At 71.2% G+C, this 16,087-nt stretch carries 15 protein-coding genes; 9 read left to right on the plus strand and 6 right to left on the minus strand.

The window, feature by feature from the left end:
- Positions 1-606: NAD-dependent epimerase/dehydratase family protein (locus BBH68_RS38430; protein WP_141713168.1), on the plus strand; the 606-nt coding region annotated here is incomplete at its 5' end.
- A gap of 95 nt (positions 607-701) precedes the next feature.
- On the opposite strand, the gene BBH68_RS38435 is transcribed toward BBH68_RS38430, so the two are convergent.
- Together BBH68_RS38435 and BBH68_RS38440 are read right to left on the minus strand one after the other, a co-directional pair.
- Positions 702-1,802 carry a sensor histidine kinase gene (locus BBH68_RS38435; protein ID WP_065968549.1) on the minus strand — a complete coding sequence of 367 codons (1,101 nt, stop codon included), beginning with the start codon at positions 1,800-1,802 and terminating at the stop codon, positions 702-704.
- 1 nt (position 1,803) lies between these two features.
- Positions 1,804-2,532: a response regulator transcription factor gene (locus BBH68_RS38440; RefSeq protein WP_065968550.1), complete on the minus strand. Its 729-nt coding sequence runs from the start codon at positions 2,530-2,532 to the stop codon at positions 1,804-1,806.
- A 67-nt stretch (positions 2,533-2,599) separates the two neighbouring features.
- Here BBH68_RS38440 and BBH68_RS38445 point away from each other — a divergent pair, with 67 nt between their 5' ends.
- The 4 genes from BBH68_RS38445 to BBH68_RS38460 are packed head-to-tail and all read left to right on the plus strand — an operon-like array spanning position 2,600 to position 6,451.
- Positions 2,600-3,364, plus strand: coding sequence for a glycosyltransferase family 2 protein (locus BBH68_RS38445; protein ID WP_065968551.1), 765 nt, complete (start codon positions 2,600-2,602; stop codon positions 3,362-3,364).
- Complete coding sequence (locus BBH68_RS38450; protein WP_065968552.1) at positions 3,361-4,014, plus strand: TIGR04282 family arsenosugar biosynthesis glycosyltransferase; 654 nt, start codon at positions 3,361-3,363, stop codon at positions 4,012-4,014. The genes BBH68_RS38445 and BBH68_RS38450 overlap by 4 nt, the downstream gene beginning before the upstream one ends.
- A complete protein-coding gene (locus BBH68_RS38455) occupies positions 4,011-4,874 on the plus strand; it encodes a methyltransferase domain-containing protein (protein ID WP_065968553.1) in 864 nt (287 codons plus the stop codon). The genes BBH68_RS38450 and BBH68_RS38455 overlap by 4 nt, the downstream gene beginning before the upstream one ends.
- Complete coding sequence (locus tag BBH68_RS38460) at positions 4,871-6,451, plus strand: glycosyltransferase family 87 protein (RefSeq protein ID WP_079151488.1); 1,581 nt, start codon at positions 4,871-4,873, stop codon at positions 6,449-6,451. The genes BBH68_RS38455 and BBH68_RS38460 overlap by 4 nt, the downstream gene beginning before the upstream one ends.
- A 273-nt stretch (positions 6,452-6,724) precedes the next feature.
- Here BBH68_RS38460 and BBH68_RS38465 read toward each other — a convergent pair whose 3' ends face one another.
- Together BBH68_RS38465 and BBH68_RS38470 are read right to left on the minus strand one after the other, a co-directional pair.
- A complete protein-coding gene (locus BBH68_RS38465; protein WP_079151489.1) occupies positions 6,725-7,123 on the minus strand; it encodes an FMN-binding negative transcriptional regulator in 399 nt (132 codons plus the stop codon).
- A gap of 145 nt (positions 7,124-7,268) precedes the next feature.
- Positions 7,269-8,366: a LacI family DNA-binding transcriptional regulator gene (locus tag BBH68_RS38470; protein WP_079151490.1), complete on the minus strand. Its 1,098-nt coding sequence runs from the start codon at positions 8,364-8,366 to the stop codon at positions 7,269-7,271.
- A 224-nt stretch (positions 8,367-8,590) separates the two neighbouring features.
- Here BBH68_RS38470 and BBH68_RS38475 point away from each other — a divergent pair, with 224 nt between their 5' ends.
- Genes BBH68_RS38475 through BBH68_RS38490 form a run of 4 tightly spaced genes read left to right on the plus strand, consistent with a single transcriptional unit; the run spans position 8,591 to position 12,843 of the window.
- Positions 8,591-9,886 carry an extracellular solute-binding protein gene (locus BBH68_RS38475; RefSeq protein WP_245738540.1) on the plus strand — a complete coding sequence of 432 codons (1,296 nt, stop codon included), beginning with the start codon at positions 8,591-8,593 and terminating at the stop codon, positions 9,884-9,886.
- A gap of 11 nt (positions 9,887-9,897) precedes the next feature.
- Positions 9,898-10,917, plus strand: coding sequence for a carbohydrate ABC transporter permease (locus tag BBH68_RS38480; protein WP_065968554.1), 1,020 nt, complete (start codon positions 9,898-9,900; stop codon positions 10,915-10,917).
- Position 10,918: 1 nt separating this feature from the next.
- Complete coding sequence (locus tag BBH68_RS38485; protein ID WP_425428905.1) at positions 10,919-11,761, plus strand: carbohydrate ABC transporter permease; 843 nt, start codon at positions 10,919-10,921, stop codon at positions 11,759-11,761.
- Between the two features lie 2 nt (positions 11,762-11,763).
- On the plus strand, positions 11,764-12,843 hold the full coding sequence (locus BBH68_RS38490) for a glycoside hydrolase family 130 protein (RefSeq protein WP_065968555.1): 1,080 nt from the start codon (positions 11,764-11,766) through the stop codon (positions 12,841-12,843).
- A gap of 77 nt (positions 12,844-12,920) precedes the next feature.
- Here BBH68_RS38490 and BBH68_RS38495 read toward each other — a convergent pair whose 3' ends face one another.
- Both BBH68_RS38495 and BBH68_RS42490 read right to left on the minus strand, forming a co-directional pair.
- Positions 12,921-15,110, minus strand: a complete 2,190-nt coding sequence (locus BBH68_RS38495) for a polysaccharide lyase family 8 super-sandwich domain-containing protein (RefSeq protein WP_065968556.1) — start codon at positions 15,108-15,110, stop codon at positions 12,921-12,923.
- A 403-nt stretch (positions 15,111-15,513) separates the two neighbouring features.
- Positions 15,514-15,684: a hypothetical protein gene (locus tag BBH68_RS42490; protein WP_170066650.1), complete on the minus strand. Its 171-nt coding sequence runs from the start codon at positions 15,682-15,684 to the stop codon at positions 15,514-15,516.
- Between the last annotated feature and the right edge of the window lie 403 nt (positions 15,685-16,087).

Here is a 16,087-nt window from a genome sequence, read left to right on the forward strand (position 1 = left end):
TTCGAGCCTCCGTGCCCCGGCTGCGGTGAGCCGCTGGCCGCCGCCCTGGTGGAGGAGGACGCCCCGGCCGATCCGCGCAACGTGTACGCGGCCACCAAGCTGGCGCAGGAGCACCTGGCCGCCGCGTGGGCGCGGGCTGCCGGCGGGCGGGTTGCCGCCCTGCGGTATCACAACGTGTACGGCCCCGGGATGCCGCGGGACACCCCCTACGCCGGGGTCGCCTCCCTCTTCCGGTCCGCGCTCGCGCGTGGCGAGGCGCCGCGTGTCTTCGAGGACGGTGGGCAACGGCGGGACTTCGTTCATGTCCGGGACGTCGCCGACGCCAACCTCGCGGCGCTGGACGGCCTGGACGGTCTGCCGGAGGGCGGCTCGCGGGCGTACAACGTCGGCAGTGGAGAGCTGCATACCGTGGGTGAGATGGCGGCCGGGCTGGCCGCGGCGTACGGCGGGCCGGCGCCGGTCGTCACGGGGGAGTACCGGCTGGGCGACGTACGCCACATCACCGCCTCCTCGCAGCGGCTGCGCGCCGAGCTGGGCTGGAAGCCGCAGGTCGCCTTCGCCGACGGGATGACGGAGTTCGCGGCGGCGCCGCTGCGGGCGGGGTGATCCCGGCCCATCCCGCTGCGACAGCGCCAGGGCCGGCCCGGTCTTCTGTCGCCGGCCCGGTCCCGAGTCCTCGGCTTCCGGGATCGCCGGCCGTCTCAGACCGCCGCGGGCAGGTGCACCTCGAACCGGCAGCCGCCCGGGACGTTGTGCACCGCCGCGCGCCCTTGGTGGGCCTCCACGATGCCGCGCACGATGGCCAGACCGAGCCCCGCCCCGGCCGGTGGGGTACGGGCGTGGGTGCCGCGCCAGCCGGTGTCGAAGACCCGGGGCAGGTCCTCCGGCGGAATCCCACCGCAGCCATCGGTCACCGACAGCACCACCCGGTCCGCCTCGCGGCGGGCCGAGACGGCGACGGTGCCGTCGGCGGGTGTGCGGCGGATCGCGTTGACCAGCAGGTTGGCCAGGACGCGGGACATCTCGCGGCCGTCGACCTCCACCGGCAGGGGTTCGACCCCATCGCCCACGAGCTGTACGCCGTGCTCCTGGGCCAAGGCGTCGACGCCGGCGATGGCGTCGCCGACGAGGTCGTAGACCGACATCCGGGCAGGGGACAGGGCGAGCACGCCGGCCTGGATGCGGGAGAGTTCGAACAGGTCGCTCACCATGGCGCTCATCCGCCCGACCTCCGCACGGATGCGGGCGTGGTAGTCGCGTGGATCGTCGACCATGCCGTCCTCGAGGGCTTCGGTCATGGCCTGGAGGCCGGCCAGCGGGGTGCGCAGGTCGTGGGAGATCCAGGCGACCAGTTCCCGTCGCGAGGCTTCCAGGGTCCGCTCGCGCTCCCGGGAGGCGGCGAGCTTGGCGCTGGTGGCGGCCAACTGACGGCTCAGCTCGGCGAGTTCGGCCGTCGGCGCGGCGGCGGGCGGGGTGAAGCTGCCGTCGTCGCCGAGGGCGCGGGTGGCCTCGGCCAGCTCCCGGCTTCCTTTCACGACGCTGCGGCCCAGCAGGAGCGCCACGACGAGCGAGACGACGGTGGCCATGGCGCACACCATCGTCACCACCCACAGGTCGTGGTCGGACAGGAACATCGCCCAGGACACCAGCAGTGTCCCGGCGAGCATCGCCGCCACGGTGACGGCGGCGACCACGGCCAGGGACACGGCGACGGACCGCTTCCGCAGGGCCCGCAGGGCCACGGCCCCCAGCAGCCCGGCGCCCGCCGCGCCCATCGCCGCGTAGAGCGCGATGAGGAACATGTCACCGATCACGGCCGACCGCGGTTTCGTGTCCGGAGGGAGCGTCGAAACGGTAGCCGAGACCCCACACCGTGCTGATCAGGCGCGGGCGGGCCGGGTCTTCCTCGACCTTTCCGCGCAGGCGCCGCACATGCACGGTGACGGTCGACAGGTCGCCGAACTCCCAGCCCCAGACCCGCCGCATCAACTGTTCCCGGCTCGTGGCCTGCCCGGGATGTCGCATGAAGTACTCCAGCAGATCGAACTCCCGGATGGTGAGGGCCAGTTCGGTGCCGCCGCGGGTGGCGCGCCGGGCGGTGGGGTCCAGGGCGAGCGGGCCGGCCCGCAGCCACGGCTGGGACACTTCGGCGAGGGCGGCTGGTGGCGCGCCGGTCCGGCGGAGCACGGACTCCACGCGCAGCACCAGTTCGCGGGGGCTGAACGGCTTGGTGACGTAGTCGTCGGCACCCGCGTCCAGGCCGACCACCGTGTCGACCTCGTCCGCGCGCGCGGTGAGCACCAGGACGGGGAAGCCGTGGCCCTCGGTGCGCAGCCGGCGGCAGACCTCCAGGCCGTCCATGCCGGGCAGCATCAGGTCCAGCACCACCAGGTCGGGTGGCCGGGCCGAGGCCCGGGCCACGGCGGTGGGGCCGTCGGCGGCCACGTCGACGGCGAAGCCCGCCCGGTCCAGATACCCCGCGACGACCTCGGAGACGGTCGGGTCGTCGTCCACGACGAGTACGCGTTTCACATGACCGAGTCTTGCACCGGATCCCGCCGCTGACGGAGGTGGCGAACGACGTCAGCGATCCGTAAGGATGCGATATCCCTTATGTCTGGTGTGCGTTCGTAGGGTGAGGGAGGTGACCAAGACACCCCCTTCTTCCGTGGACGTCGTGCTGCCCTGCCTCGACGAAGCCGAGGCCCTGCCCTGGGTGCTGGAACGGATCCCACCCGGCTGGCGCGCGATCGTCGTCGACAACGGCTCCACCGACGGTTCCGCCGACATCGCCCGCGATCTGGGCGCGTACGTGGTCCAGGAGCCGCGGCGCGGCTTCGGCGCCGCGTGCCACGCGGGTCTCGCCGTCGCCACGGCCGACGTGGTCTGCTTCTGCGACTGCGACGCCTCCCTCGACCCCGGGACGCTGCCGACCGTTTCCGGACCCGTCCTCGACGGCGCCGCGGATCTGGTCCTGGGCCGCCGCAGGCCCACCGCCCGCGGAGCCTGGCCCGCCCACGCCCGGCTGGCCAATCTGGAGCTCGCCCGTCTCGTCCGTCGCCGCACCGGCCTACGCCTGCGCGACCTGGGCCCCATGCGCGCCGCCCGCAGGGAAGCGCTGCTGGCCCTCGGCCTGACCGACCGGCGCTCCGGCTATCCGCTGCAGATGGTGGTCCGCGCCGCCGACGCCGGCTGGCGGGTGGCGGAGACCGACGTGCCCTACCACCCTCGTACGGGCCGCTCGAAGGTCACCGGCACCTGGCGCGGCACCTGGCAGGCCGTGCGGGACATGCGGGCCGTCCTCGCCGAGCAGCCGACCGCTGCCGCGGCCGTCGGCGCGAGCCTCGCGGGAGACGGCCGATGAACGTCCCTGCCACGGCGGCGGACGCGGTCACCCTCCTGGTCATCGCGAAGGAGCCGGTCCCCGGGCGGGTCAAGACCCGGCTCACCCCGCCCTACACCCCGCAGGAGGCGGCGGCCCTGGCCGACGCCGCTCTGGCCGACACGCTCCACGCGGTGCTCCGGATCCCCGCGCGGCGCCGGACGCTGGTGCTCGACGGAAACCCGGGTCCCTGGCTGCCGCACGGCTTCGAGGTCGTGCCCCAGGTGTCCGGAGGCCTCGACGAGCGGATCGCCGCCGCCTTCGAGCTGTGTGACGGTCCGGCGCTGCTGCTCGGCATGGACACTCCGCAGGTCACCCCGGACCTCCTGGTCGGTGTCGGCCGCGACGGGAGTGACGCCTGGTTCGGCCCCGCGGCCGACGGCGGCTTCTGGGCCCTGGGCTTCGCCGACCCGGCCGGTGCCGGGTCGCTCGTCCGGGGTGTCCCGATGTCCACCGACCACACCGGGAACGTCCAGCGCCGAAGACTTGTCGAGGCCGGCCTCACGGTCGGTGACCTGGCGCTGCTGCGCGACGTGGACACCGCGGCGGACGCCGCCTCGGTGGCCGCCTGCTGCCCGCCCCGATCCCGCTTCGCCGCCACCGTGGCCTCGCTCGCGGAGACGGTCCGGTGAGCGGCGCGGCACACGGGACGCGCACCGCCGTCGCCGGACGGACCGAGCCGGCGGAGCGACCTCCGCCGGAAGAGAACCTCCCGCCCGTCACGCTCGCTTCCCCGTCCCGCGCACCGGTGCGTCGCGCCGACCGGTTCACCGCCGTCGAGCCCGGGGAGCCCTGGACGAACGACCCGTACGATCGTGCCCTGCGCGCCGGCCGCGGCCCGCTGTACCTGCGCCGACTGACACCCCACGCCCACGGCGCGGCCGAACTGCTGCCCCTGGACGTGGAACGCTTCTGCGCCCCGCCCGACGCCGCCGACGCGGGCGTACTGAGCCGCTGCACCGGGCCCGTCCTGGACATCGGCTGCGGACCGGGACGAATGGTGGCCGCCCTGGCCGCCCGGGGGATACCGGCGCTCGGAGTGGACCTCAGCCCTGCCGCTGTCGCCCGGACACGCCGCCTGGGCGGAACCGCCCTGCGCCGGTCCGTCTTCGACCGGCTGCCGAGTGAGGGCCGCTGGGAGACGGCCCTGCTGATGGACGGCAACATCGGCATCGGCGGCGACCCGGCGGCCCTGCTCGCCCGCCTGCGTGACCTTCTGCGACCCGGCGGGTGCCTGCTCGTCGAAGCCTTCCCGCAGGAGGTGGACGAACGCCTCATGGCTCGTGTCGAGGACGCGGAAGGCCGCCACGGCCGCCCTTTTCCCTGGGCCCGCGCCGGCACCACCGCCCTGCTGCGCGCCGCCCGCGCCACGGGCTGGATCCCCGCCGGCCGGTGGACCGCCGACGACCGGCCCTTCCTGCGACTTCACCGTCCGACCACCGGGCCCGGCGCCACGCACCCCACGCCTGACGGACGGGCGGACCGCTCATGACCGGCACCGCCGCCCTGCACCGGCAGGACCCCGAAACCTCCCCCGCGCCCCCGTCCTCGGTCCGTTCCACACAACCGACGGGACACGGGGCCCGAATCCGCGTCGCTGTCACCGCCCTCCTCCTGGCCGCCCTCGCGGCGGTCGTCGCGGGCACCCTCCGGGCAGGCGACGACCACAGCGCCCCCGGCCGGCTGCTGGCGGGATACGCCGTCGCATGGACCCTGTTCGCCGCCGCCGTGTGGACCGTGCGGAAAGTCCCCGCCCGAGCCGCGACCGCCCTCGTGCTGACAGGTTCGGCCGTCATCGCCCTGGCGGGGCTCACCACGCAGCCGCGCACCAGCACCGACATGTACCGCTACGCCTGGGACGGCCGCGTCCAGGCCGCCGGAATCTCCCCCTACGCCTACCCGCCCGCCGCGCCGCAGCTGACCCGCCTGCGCGACGACTGGCTGTTCCCCCCACGAGAAGCCTGTGAGGGATGGGGGATCGCCCGCCCCGGCAACGGCCTCTGCGCCCGCATCAACCGGCCTACCGCACCCACGATCTACCCCCCTCTCGCCGAGGGCTGGTACCTGGCCGTTCATGCGGTGTCCCCTCCGGACAGCCGCCACAAGCCGCTCCAGATCGGCGGCGCCGTCCTGGCCTTGGGCACCACCGCCGCCCTGCTCCGCGTTCTGCGTCGGCGCGGTGATCCGCGGCAGGCCCCCGCCAGGGCCGCCCTGTGGGCCTGGTGCCCGGCCGTCGCCCTCGAAGCGGTCAACAACGCGCACATCGACACGCTCGGCGTCCTGTTCACCGTGCTCGCGCTCGGCACCGCCGCCGCGGGGACCCGACGTGGCGCGCTGCTCGGTGCCGCGATCGCCGTCAAGATCCTTCCGGTCCTGGCCCTGCCGGGAGCCCTGGCCGGGCAGCGCGGCCCGGCCCGCGTCCTGCGCGTTGTCACGGGCAGCGTCGCCGCCGTCGCTCTCGCCTACCTGCCCTACGTCGTCGCCTCCGGCGCGAAGGTGCTGGGCTACCTGCCCGGCTATCTCCGGGAGGAGGGCTACGACACCGGCCACGTACGCCGTTTCGCCCTGCTGCGCCTGCTGTTGCCGGATGCCGCCGCGGGCGCGACCGCGGCCGTACTGCTCGCGTTGATCGGTCTCGCCGTATGGTGGCGCGGCGATCCGGCCCGCCCATGGCGCGGCGCCCTGCTGCTCACCGGCACGGCCCTGCTTCTCTTCTCCCCGAGCTATCCCTGGTACTCCCTGCTCGTGGTCGCCTTCGTCGCCATGGACGGCCGCTGGGAATGGCTGACCGTGACCCTCGCCGGCACCACCCTCTACCTGGGCGACCGGCTCCTGCCCGGCTTCCCCCTCCAGGCATGGGCCTACGGCACCGCGGCGATCGTCATCGCCGCCGGTGCGTGCCTGCGGTCCAGTAAGGCACGGCGATTCCTCAAGCCTGCTCAGGAGGGCGCGAGGGGAAAGGGGGCCGAAGGCAGCGCCGGAGGCCGCCGAGCCGGGGCCCCCGGGCGGCGAGGCGGCGTCCACCACGGAACAGGAAGAAGCGACGTCCCTGACCGCCCCCGGCGGTGAGGAGGGTGCGGCGGCGCGAGCCGGTGCGGAAACCACCACCACCGTGCCGGACGCCGGGACGAGGACGGAGCAGGGCGCTGCGGGGAAGGCCGCCGCGGAGGCGGGAGAGCCGCTCCTGGGGGAGAAGGAAGTGGATAACACCAGGCCGGTCCTTCTCCAACCGGTTGCCGCGGAGCCGAGCGGCCTGCCGGGCCCGCCTACCGGGCCGGGCAGGCCGCCGAAGCCCGGAGGGTGGCGAGGTGGCCGACCGGAACCCGGGTCGTGCGGTGGTGGTCAGGAAGCGGCGTCGTGCGGGTTGTGGGCACGTACGGCTGCCGCCAGCGCGGCGTCGCCGGTCTGGCCGCGGGCCTCGAGGCCCGCGATGACGCCCTCGACGTTCTCCCGCGGCTGGTTCTGGCTGAGCTTGAACTTGGCCTCGATGCGGCTGATGACCACCTCGACGCCGACCACGCCACGCACCTGCTGTTCGACGAACTTCGCCGACGCCTGGTCGACAGACCAGGGCTCGGTGTGGCCGGTTTCATGGCGGTCGGTCAGACGGCGCATCCGACGCTCGATCCAGGCAGGGTCGTCGTGCACCACACATTGCCCGTACACGTGCGCGATCATGTAGTTCCAGGTCGGCACCACGCGGTGGTGCTCCTCCTTGGTCGGGTACCACGACGGCGTCACATATGGGCTCCGTACGGGTGGCCGCGTTCGACAGCCCGCCCGCGCACCTTAGACGCACCTGGGCGGACATCCGGCGGTGGCCCAGCGCCCGCCGGGCCGGCCGCGGTCGTGGGACGCGGCTGCGGCCCCGCTTCCCGCTCCACGCTCAAGTCCGCGGTGGCGCGGTGCTCGCCCGCACCACGAATTCCACCGGCGGGAGCTCGGCAGCCTGGAACTTTCCTCCCTCGGTGAGCGAAACCAGTGCCTGCGCGGCGATGCGTCCCCAGGTCAGCACATCCTGGCGCACCGTCGTCAGCGGCGGCGCGATGCAGTCGGCCAGCGGGATGTCGTCGAAGCCCACCACCGACAGGTCCTCGGGGACCCGCAGCCCGCGGCTGGTCGCGGCGGTGATCCCGGCGATGGCCATCAGGTCGTTGGCGTACACGATGGCGGTCGGTGGCCGGTCCAGGTCCAGCAGCCGATGCGTGGCCTGGGCGCCGGCCGCGCCGGTGAAGTCCGCCGCCACGGGTGGGATCTCGGGCAGACCGGCATCCGCCAGGGCACCGCGCCAGGCGTCGCACCGGGCCTCGGTGTGCACATACCCGGCGGCGCCGCAGACGTGTCCGATCCACCGGTGGCCGAGCGAGCGCAGATGGCTGACCGCACGCCGCACCCCGCTGCCGTCGTCGACCCCGAGGGCCGGCACCCGGCCGCCGTGGTGCGGTGGTCCCACGATCAGTGCGCTGATGCCCAGCTCCGTCATGAGTGCGGGCCGCGGGTCGTCGGTGCGCAGATCGGTGAGGAACACGCCGTCGACCCGACCGTCACGGGCCAGCCGCTCATACGCTTGACGTTCGGTTTCCTCATCGGGGACGACCTGCAGCACGAGCGCGTAGCCGAGCGGCGCGAGGCCGGTCTCGATGCCGGCGACGAACTGGGGGAAGAACGGGTCGGTACTCAGCAGTTCCGGCGGTCGGCGCATCACCAGGCCGAGGGTCTGGGACCGCTTGGTGGAGAGCGCTCGGGCGCCGGCGTTGGGCTGCCAGCCCAGCTGGTCGATCGCCTCCAGGACCCGCCGGCGCGCCTGCGGGCTGACCCCGGGGCGGTCGTTGATGACAAAGGAGACCGTCGCCTTGGACACCTGGGCCAGCGCGGCGACATCACCGATCGTCGGCCGGCTGCCCCCGCCCCGGCGTGGCGGGCGAGACGTCGCCCGGCGGGAAGCGTCCGCCGATCCACCCGGTTTGTCCTGGCCCCGCACCATACCGCCTCGCCTTCCAGTGATTCGGGACGTACGGCTCCTGGGTGGCAGAACTGCGCCACCCAGGTTACCGAAACGTTTCGCACCCGTCCTTGACGCTTAGATACTAAACCGGTTTGATGACGCTCGTAACCCCGCGCTGATCATTCCGGCGGGGCGGGCCGGCGGCGACGAGAGGGGAGTCGCTTCGGACCCTCAATCACCCGCATGGAAGGGAGTTGGGCCCAATGAGGCGTTTTCCGCGCGTTACGGTGCTGGCCGCCGCGGCGCTTGTCCTGCCATTGTCCGCCTGCGGTTCGGGCGACGCCGGCGGCGGCAAGCCGACCTCGGGACCGATCGACATCTGGTACTCGACGAACCAGCAGGAGCAGGCCTGGGCCAAGGCCACAGTGGCTGCCTGGAACGCCGATCACCCCAAGGAGAAGGTCACCGCCAAAGCGGTTCCGTCGGGCAAGTCCACCGAAGACGTCATCGGGGCCGCGATCACCGCGGGCAACACCCCGTGCCTCGTCTACAACACCGCTCCGGCGGCGGTCGCCGCATTCCAGAAGCAGGGCGGCCTGGTGAATCTCTCGGACACCTTCGGCGATGCCGAGTCCTTCATCAAGAAGCGCTCCGGCGGTGCCGCGGACGGCTTCCGTTCCCCGGACGGCAAGTTGTACCAAGTGCCTTGGAAGACCAACCCGTTCATGCTCTATTACAACAAGGACGTCTTCAAAAAGGCCGGCCTGGACGCCGAGAATCCAAAGCTGAGCACGTACGACGATGTGCTGGCCGCGGCGAAGAAGATCAAGAGCAGCAAGGCGGCGAAGTTCACCCTGTATCCGCCGGCGACCAGTGACTACACCAATGCGCTGTTCGACTTCTATCCGCTGTACCTGGCAAACTCCGGCGGCACGCAACTGGTGAAGGACAAGAAGGCCACCTTCACGTCCGATGCCGGACGGCAGACCCTCGGCTTCTGGCAGCAGATGTACGCCAACGGCTACTCGTCCCCGGAGGCGTACAGCGGCGACATGTGGGCGGGCCCGTTCGCCGACGGGGTGGCCGCCATGGGCATCGCCGGGCCGTGGGGCAAGGGACAGTTCGACGGCAAGGTGAAGTACGGCGTGGTGCCGCTGCCCACGGCCGAGGGGATACCCGCCGACAGGACATCGACGTTCGCGGACTCCAAGAACGTCGGTCTGTTCACCTCGTGCAAGCACAAGCGGACCGCCTGGGAATTCACCAAGTTCTCGATGAGTGCGAAGAACGACGCGGCACTGCTGGAGGAGACGGGGCAGTTCCCCACCCGCGGTGACGTGGCCGCCATCGCCGGCGGCTACCTCAAGGACAATCCCTTCTACCAGCCCTTCGCCGACGCGGTGCCGCGGGCGGTGGACGTGCCGAACATCGCCGGCTCGACCCAGGTGTGGAAGACGTTCCGCACAGCCTGGGAAGACGCGGTGCTGCCCGGGAAGGGCGATGTGAAGTCGACCTTCGACAAGGCCGCGCAGCAGATCGACGACCAGATCGCCGACTGACGAGGCACACCATGAAATCACTCCGCGACAGCCGCGACGGGACCCAGGCCGCAGGTGATCCGCCCCACGGCGGGCACCCCCGGCCATCGCCCGGCCACGCACCGCAGGCGACCGCGCCCGTACGCCGTATCCCGGGTCGCCGGCCCGGCGCCTCGCGGCTCGAGCGCTGGCTGGGCAACAACCCGCTCGGGCTCGTCCTGACCGCGCCGTACACCGCCTACGTCCTGGTCGTGTTCATCATCCCGTTCGGGGTCGGCGTATGGATGGCCTTCCACGACTACTTCTTCACCGCGCCCGGCGTCTCCGTGCCGCACCCGTTCGTCGGGTTCGACAACTTCACCGAGGTCCTCGGCGAGGAGAAGACCCAGCGCGCCTTCGCCAACCTCGGGTTGTTCATGGCGATCAACATTCCGCTGACCGTGGTGCTGGCGCTCGCGCTGGCGTCGGCGCTGAATGCCGCGACGCACTGGCGCGGATTCTTCCGGGTGGCGTACTACGTGCCGTACGTGACGGCCTCGGTCGCCACACTGGCGGTCTGGCTGTTTCTGTTCAATGGCTCCGGTGCCGTCAACAACGTCCTCGGCCCCTGGGCCCCGGACCCGTCCTGGCTGGCGAACAAGCACCTGGTGATGCCGCTCATCGCCGTCTACGTCACCTGGAAGCAGCTCGGGTTCTACATCCTGCTCTACCTCGCCGCGCTACAGAACGTGCCCAAGGAGCTGCACGAGGCGGCACTGACCGACGGAGCCGGGCGCTGGCAGGCGTTCCGGGCCGTCACCCTGCCGGCCGTCCGGCCCGTCACCTCGCTCGTCATCCTGCTGTCGATCATCACTGCCGGACAGATCTTCACCGAGCCGTTCCTGCTCACCGGCGGCGGCCCGAGCGGCGCCTCGCTCACCCCCGCGCTGCTGGTCTACCAGCGGGGCATCGAGGAGGGCGAGCCGGATGCCGCGGCAGCCATCGGACTGATACTCGTCACCGGCGTGCTCATCATCGCGACCGTCGCCCGGCGCGTCATGGAGAGGGACTGATATGGCCCGCATCCCGCGCATCGCCCGCGTCCTGCGCTACGCCACGCTCGGCCTCGGCGCCATCGCCGCGCTGCTGCCGTTCTACTACATGCTCATCGGGGCGCTGCAGAAGAAGCGCGACACCGGCCTCGGCGGCCTGCTGCCGAAGCCCGGCAACCTGACCCTGGACAACCTCGCGGGTATCGACGACTCGTTCAGCCTGCTGGGCGCCCTGGCCAACTCGCTGATCATGACGGCCGGGGTGGTGGCCTGCACGCTGGTCTTCGGCCTGCTGGCCGGCTACGCCCTGGCGATCCTGCGCTTCCGCGGCCGCGGTCTGGTGTTCGCGCTCGTCCTGCTGGTCCAGGCGATCCCGTTCCAGCTGCTGATGATCCCGCTGTACGTGATGGTGGTGCGTTACTTCGGACTCGCCGACAGCTACGCCGGAATGATCCTGCCGTTCGCCATCAACTCCGTCGCCGTGCTCATCTTCCGCCAGTACTTCCTCCAGATCCCGCGCGAGATCTTCGACGCGGCGCGTATGGACGGAGCGAGTGAGCTGCGCATCCTGCGCTCTGTGGCGGTGCCACTGGTGCGCCCGGCGATTCTCACAGCCATGCTGGTGACCTTCATCGGCCCGTGGAACGAGTTCCTCTGGCCGTTCCTGGTGACCAAGGACCAGGGGATGCAGCCCCTCGCGGTCAGCCTGGCGAACTTCTCGCAGGCCAATTCCACCTTCCAGGCCAATCCCATGGGCGCTGTGCTCGCCGGTGCCTGCGTGCTGGCGGTGCCGGCCGCCGTCCTCTTTCTGCTCTTCCAGCGCCACTTCACCTCCGCCAACCTCGGATCCGCGATCAAAGGCTAGGTATGACCCAGCTCAACACCGAAAGCGCGCTCCCGTATGCACTGAACCGGGTCGGCGTGCTCATGAACGCCGACCCCACCGACCCCCTGGAGGCCGAGGGCGTCCTCAATCCGGCCACCGCCTGGGGACCCGACGGCGAGCTCTATCTTTTTCCCCGCATGGTCGCGGCAGGCAATGTCTCCCGGATCGGCCGCGCCCGTGTCGTGATCGAAGACGGCGTACCGGTCGGCGTCGAGCGCCAGGGCGTGGTGCTGTCCCCGGACGAAGGCTTCGAGCGGGGTGCGCACAATGCCGGCGTGGAGGACCCCCGCATCACCTTCATCCCCGACCTGGGCGTGCACGTCATGACGTACGTCGCCTACGGGCCGCTCGGCCCTCGGCCCGCGCTGGCCGTCTCCACGGACACGATCAGCTGGCGCCGTCTGGGCCCACTGCATTTCACGTATCAGCCGCACCTGTCCACCGACTTGAACTTCTTCCCCAATAAGGACCTTGTCTTCTTCCCCGAGATCGTGCCCGGCCCCGACGGCCGTGCGAGCTTCGCGATGCTCCACCGGCCGATGTGGGACCTGGACTGGCTGCGCCCGGGCGAGGGCGCCCCGGCCCCGGCCGGGGTGGCCGACGGCCGCCCGTCGATCTGGATCGCGTACGTGGACGCCGAGGCGGCGCGCCGCGATCTGTCGGCGCTGACCTCGCTGCGGCACTCCGCTCCGGTGGCCGCTCCGGAGATGCCGTTCGAGGTGGCGAAGATCGGTGCGGGTCCGCCGCCGCTGCGGGTGCCCGAGGGCTGGCTGCTCATCCACCACGGGGTGACCGGCCCGGTCGCGAGGGGCTTTGAGCTCAGCCATGGCGCCGTCTACCGGGCCGGGGGCATGCTGCTGGACCCGGACAATCCGGCGCGGGTGCTGGCACGCTCGCAGGAGCCGTGGCTGTCTCCGGAGACCCGTGAGGAGACGGTAGGAACGCTTGGCAACGTTGTCTTCCCGACGGCGGTCGAGCGCATCGCGGGGACCGTCTATGTGTTCTACGGGATGGCGGACAGCGCGATCGGCGTAGCCGCCCTGGAGCGGACCGCCGACTGACGCCTCTGACCTGAACCGGCTTGCGGCCGACGGCGAGAAGCCGTCGGCCGCAAGCCGGTTTACGTCTGTGCTTCGCGTCACCTGAGGGGCTGTGTCACCGTCCTGCCGAGGTTCGGGCCGGCGCCCAGCGGGAAGGCGGCGCTACGGGTGCGGCCGGGTGCGGCAAGGGTGACGGAGACCGTCAGGCCGGGCTGGTCGGGGTTGGCGACGCTCACCACGGCGGAGCCACCGTGCTCGTTGAGCATGATGACGGCCGGCTGATCGACCCGCAGCGTGCGACCTGATCCCAGGTCGAGGGAGCCCGCGGCATGGAAGGTCGCCATCGTCAGCCGCAGCCGCGGGTGGCGGACTGCTTGGACCTGCTCGTCGTTGCGCAGGATCTTGACGACCGGCCTGGCCGCATAGGAGCGGACCTTTTCGGGTGTCGCGCCGGGCAGGAGGACGTAGGCGTACGTGGCTCCGTCCGGGCTGATTCCGTGGTCAAAGAAGAGGGTGAAGGCATTCCGCTTCACTGGATCACGGTCGAGCCAGCTCCCGGTCTGCTCCTTGTTCGAGACCTTCAACGGCCCGCCCTCCGGGAAGACGTAGCCGATCTCGTCGTTGTACGCCCATGAGGCGCCGGTGGCAGCCGAATCGGTCCCCGGGCGTACGGCCTTGCCGCCGACGGAGGCATTGGACCGGGCCGCTCCCTGATTGACGGTCGTATGGACGGCGTACTGCGAGGTGGAACTGATCCCGGCGCCGAGCGCGACCATCTCATCGTCGAAGTAGAAGTAGCTCTTGCGCCCGGTGGTCGAGAACCGGTCCAGGGTGAAGACGCTCGCCCCGTAGCGACCGTCGGAGACGCCGCCGGTGAAACTGCCGCGGTTGGCGGGGCTCGACTGCGTCGTCACCTTGGTGTAAGGCGCGGTGACACCCGGGTAGTGGAACCAGTCGAAGGCGGGTACGAGGTCGTCGTATTCCCGGTTCGTGACCTGGATCGAGGTGGCGCCCGCCGCGTTCCAGTCGATCTCGTTGCCGACTTGGGGCCGGAAGGTGGAGCGGTACTCGCTGCCCTTCATACGGGGGGAATTGACCCTGGTGAAGATTCCATACGCCTCCCGCAGATGCGAGGAGAACTCCGAGCGCCAGAAATACTTATGCCCGATGACGCCGTTCCCCCGGCGCTTCCCGCGGATATTGTCGGCAAGCCGCTGATATGCCGCCGAGTTTCTCTCGTCGGCCCGGACCATCCGGTCGAGCGGCTCGAGGAAGTCGGCCGCGTAACTCGTAATGCCATCAATGGTGTTGGGGGGACGGTACCCGAGATACATCATCCCGATCTCCCCGCGGATCAGCCAGCGGGTCCCGTCGAGGATGTAGAAGGCGATGGCGTCGATGTCCTCGGGCGAGAAGGCGAAGCTGGTGCCGCGCGCGACATCGGCCCAGGCCGCGACGATGGTGAACAGGGCCATGCCGTAGCCCTCGCTGTAGAGCTGCGCCCCATGCGCCCAGAAGGACGAGTCCACCTGCACGGCCTCGGTGACCTTGCCGCTGCTGTCGACGGCGACCGTCTGCGACATGGTGGCGTAACCCTGCTCGATGTCGGCGGTCGCGTGCTTCGCGACGGCCTCATAGAGGTAGTTCTCGGTCCTCCAGGAGCCGTTCGCCCCGACCGGGTCCAGGCGGCCGGTGTTGTGGGCGTAGGTCACCTCCCGCGCCTCGCTGCTGAGCTCGTCGCCGACGAAGATCGACACGCGGCCCATGGCCATCGACTTGCCGATCTCGACTTCCCACCAGTTCGTGCTGGTCGGTTTGACACTGTCCCAGTAGAGAAGCGCGCGGTTCAGGGCCTCGATCAGCTCTGGCTTGCCGTAGCCCGCGGCATTCGGGTCAAGGTAGGCATGAGCCATCGCGATCATGCGGTACAGCGCGTGGTAGGGCGACCAGACCCGGCCGTTGGCGGAACTGGTGGTGTCACCGTAGTCCACATTGGGCCACGAGCCGTCGGCGCGCAGGGACTCGACATAGGTCAGGGCCTCGGACGTACGGGCGAGGAAGATGCCGTTGGCGATTCTCACCTGGTCACCTTGGGCAAGAAAACGCTGTTGCAGGCGTTCGATGATGAGCTGAATGTCATCCGTCGCCGCTTGACTCCCACTGGCTTCGGCAGCCCGCGCGAGAGCCGGCACTGACAGCGTCAGTCCGGCGACACCGGCGGCGAGCCCGAGGCCCCCGAGTAGGACGCGACGTCGATCGGGCAGGGGGGCCACTCCATTTTCCGTCATGCGGACTCCTTTGGGCGCACCCAGATCCTGACAACGTTGCCGTGGGGGCGTGCGTCGGTTGACGAGGCCTTCCGGGTGCTGATTCGGTCATGGCTTCGGCTTGGCACCGATTCCTAAACCGGTTTGAAGGTGACTCGTAAACAGTTACCGGCTACGCCCTGGGTACGTCAACAGTCGCGACGCGGGGTGAGCGAGGGCCGAGGGTCGGGGGAGGGATGGTCGATGCGCCGATGGCGCCGGCGGGGGGAGAGCGCGCCGTGCCGCCGAGGGCTGTCGGCCCGCCGTGGCTGCGAGGCCGAGTGTGCCGGGCTCCTGCCATTGGCCGAGGGCCTCTGGGGTGCCGGGGGTCAGTCCGTGTGCACCGGGGGGATCCGGGATGTGCGTTCGTCGCCGAGGGCGGACATCACCGTGGCTGCGGTGCGCGGGCGGCCTTGTCTGCCTGCCTGCGCCACTGGCCGCGGACGCGGGCGGCGAAGGCGGTGAATTCGCCGATGTCGCCGGCTCCGGCGATCCAACCGGTTCCGCGGGAGGCGATGCGCCGCAGCGTCGCCTGGGAGGCACCCCGAACCACCATGCCGGCCCCCCCCGGGGGTGACCGGGGCCGGCCCCACCTCCTGTTCGCCTCGCCAGATGGCGGCGACGCGTTCCACCAGCAGGTCCAAGGCGCGTCCTCGGGCCGTGAAGCCAACGTGATGTGGATGTGATGCCGCCCGCCCCTGCTGACAGGCGTGCTTCGCCAGCAGCAGGTGAGGCGGACGATCCGCCTGGCCGCGGGCGCGGCTCACCGCGCCTCTGTCGTGCGCTGAGGGTGCTTCCGGCTCGCGACGGGTCAGCTCTTGACCGTGCCGCCGAACTCCTCCGGAACCAGGTCGGCCTGCTCGTCGCCGCCCCTGATCAGAGGGAGGCGGCTCGGGCGGTGGCCGCCCCGATGCCCGACGACGCTCCGGTCACCAGCACGACGGCTCCGCTGATGTCCA

It is taken from the genome of Streptomyces sparsogenes, from assembly GCF_001704635.1.
GTDB lineage: Bacteria > Actinomycetota > Actinomycetes > Streptomycetales > Streptomycetaceae > Streptomyces > Streptomyces sparsogenes.

Excerpts from the sequence above, each read along its gene's own strand:
- BBH68_RS38490 (WP_065968555.1), top strand. The coding sequence starts at position 11,764 with ATGACCCAGCTCAACACCGAAAGCGCGCTCCCGTATGCACTGAACCGG.
- BBH68_RS38470 (WP_079151490.1), bottom strand. The coding sequence starts at position 8,366 with ATGGTGCGGGGCCAGGACAAACCGGGTGGATCGGCGGACGCTTCCCGC.
- BBH68_RS38475 (WP_245738540.1), top strand. The coding sequence starts at position 8,591 with ATGAGGCGTTTTCCGCGCGTTACGGTGCTGGCCGCCGCGGCGCTTGTC.
- BBH68_RS38485 (WP_425428905.1), top strand. The coding sequence starts at position 10,919 with ATGGCCCGCATCCCGCGCATCGCCCGCGTCCTGCGCTACGCCACGCTC.
- BBH68_RS38495 (WP_065968556.1), bottom strand. The coding sequence starts at position 15,110 with ATGACGGAAAATGGAGTGGCCCCCCTGCCCGATCGACGTCGCGTCCTA.
- BBH68_RS38450 (WP_065968552.1), top strand. The coding sequence starts at position 3,361 with ATGAACGTCCCTGCCACGGCGGCGGACGCGGTCACCCTCCTGGTCATC.
- BBH68_RS42490 (WP_170066650.1), bottom strand. The coding sequence starts at position 15,684 with ATGGTGGTTCGGGGTGCCTCCCAGGCGACGCTGCGGCGCATCGCCTCC.
- BBH68_RS38460 (WP_079151488.1), top strand. The coding sequence starts at position 4,871 with ATGACCGGCACCGCCGCCCTGCACCGGCAGGACCCCGAAACCTCCCCC.
- BBH68_RS38480 (WP_065968554.1), top strand. The coding sequence starts at position 9,898 with ATGAAATCACTCCGCGACAGCCGCGACGGGACCCAGGCCGCAGGTGAT.
- BBH68_RS38445 (WP_065968551.1), top strand. The coding sequence starts at position 2,600 with ATGCGATATCCCTTATGTCTGGTGTGCGTTCGTAGGGTGAGGGAGGTG.
- BBH68_RS38435 (WP_065968549.1), bottom strand. The coding sequence starts at position 1,802 with ATGTTCCTCATCGCGCTCTACGCGGCGATGGGCGCGGCGGGCGCCGGG.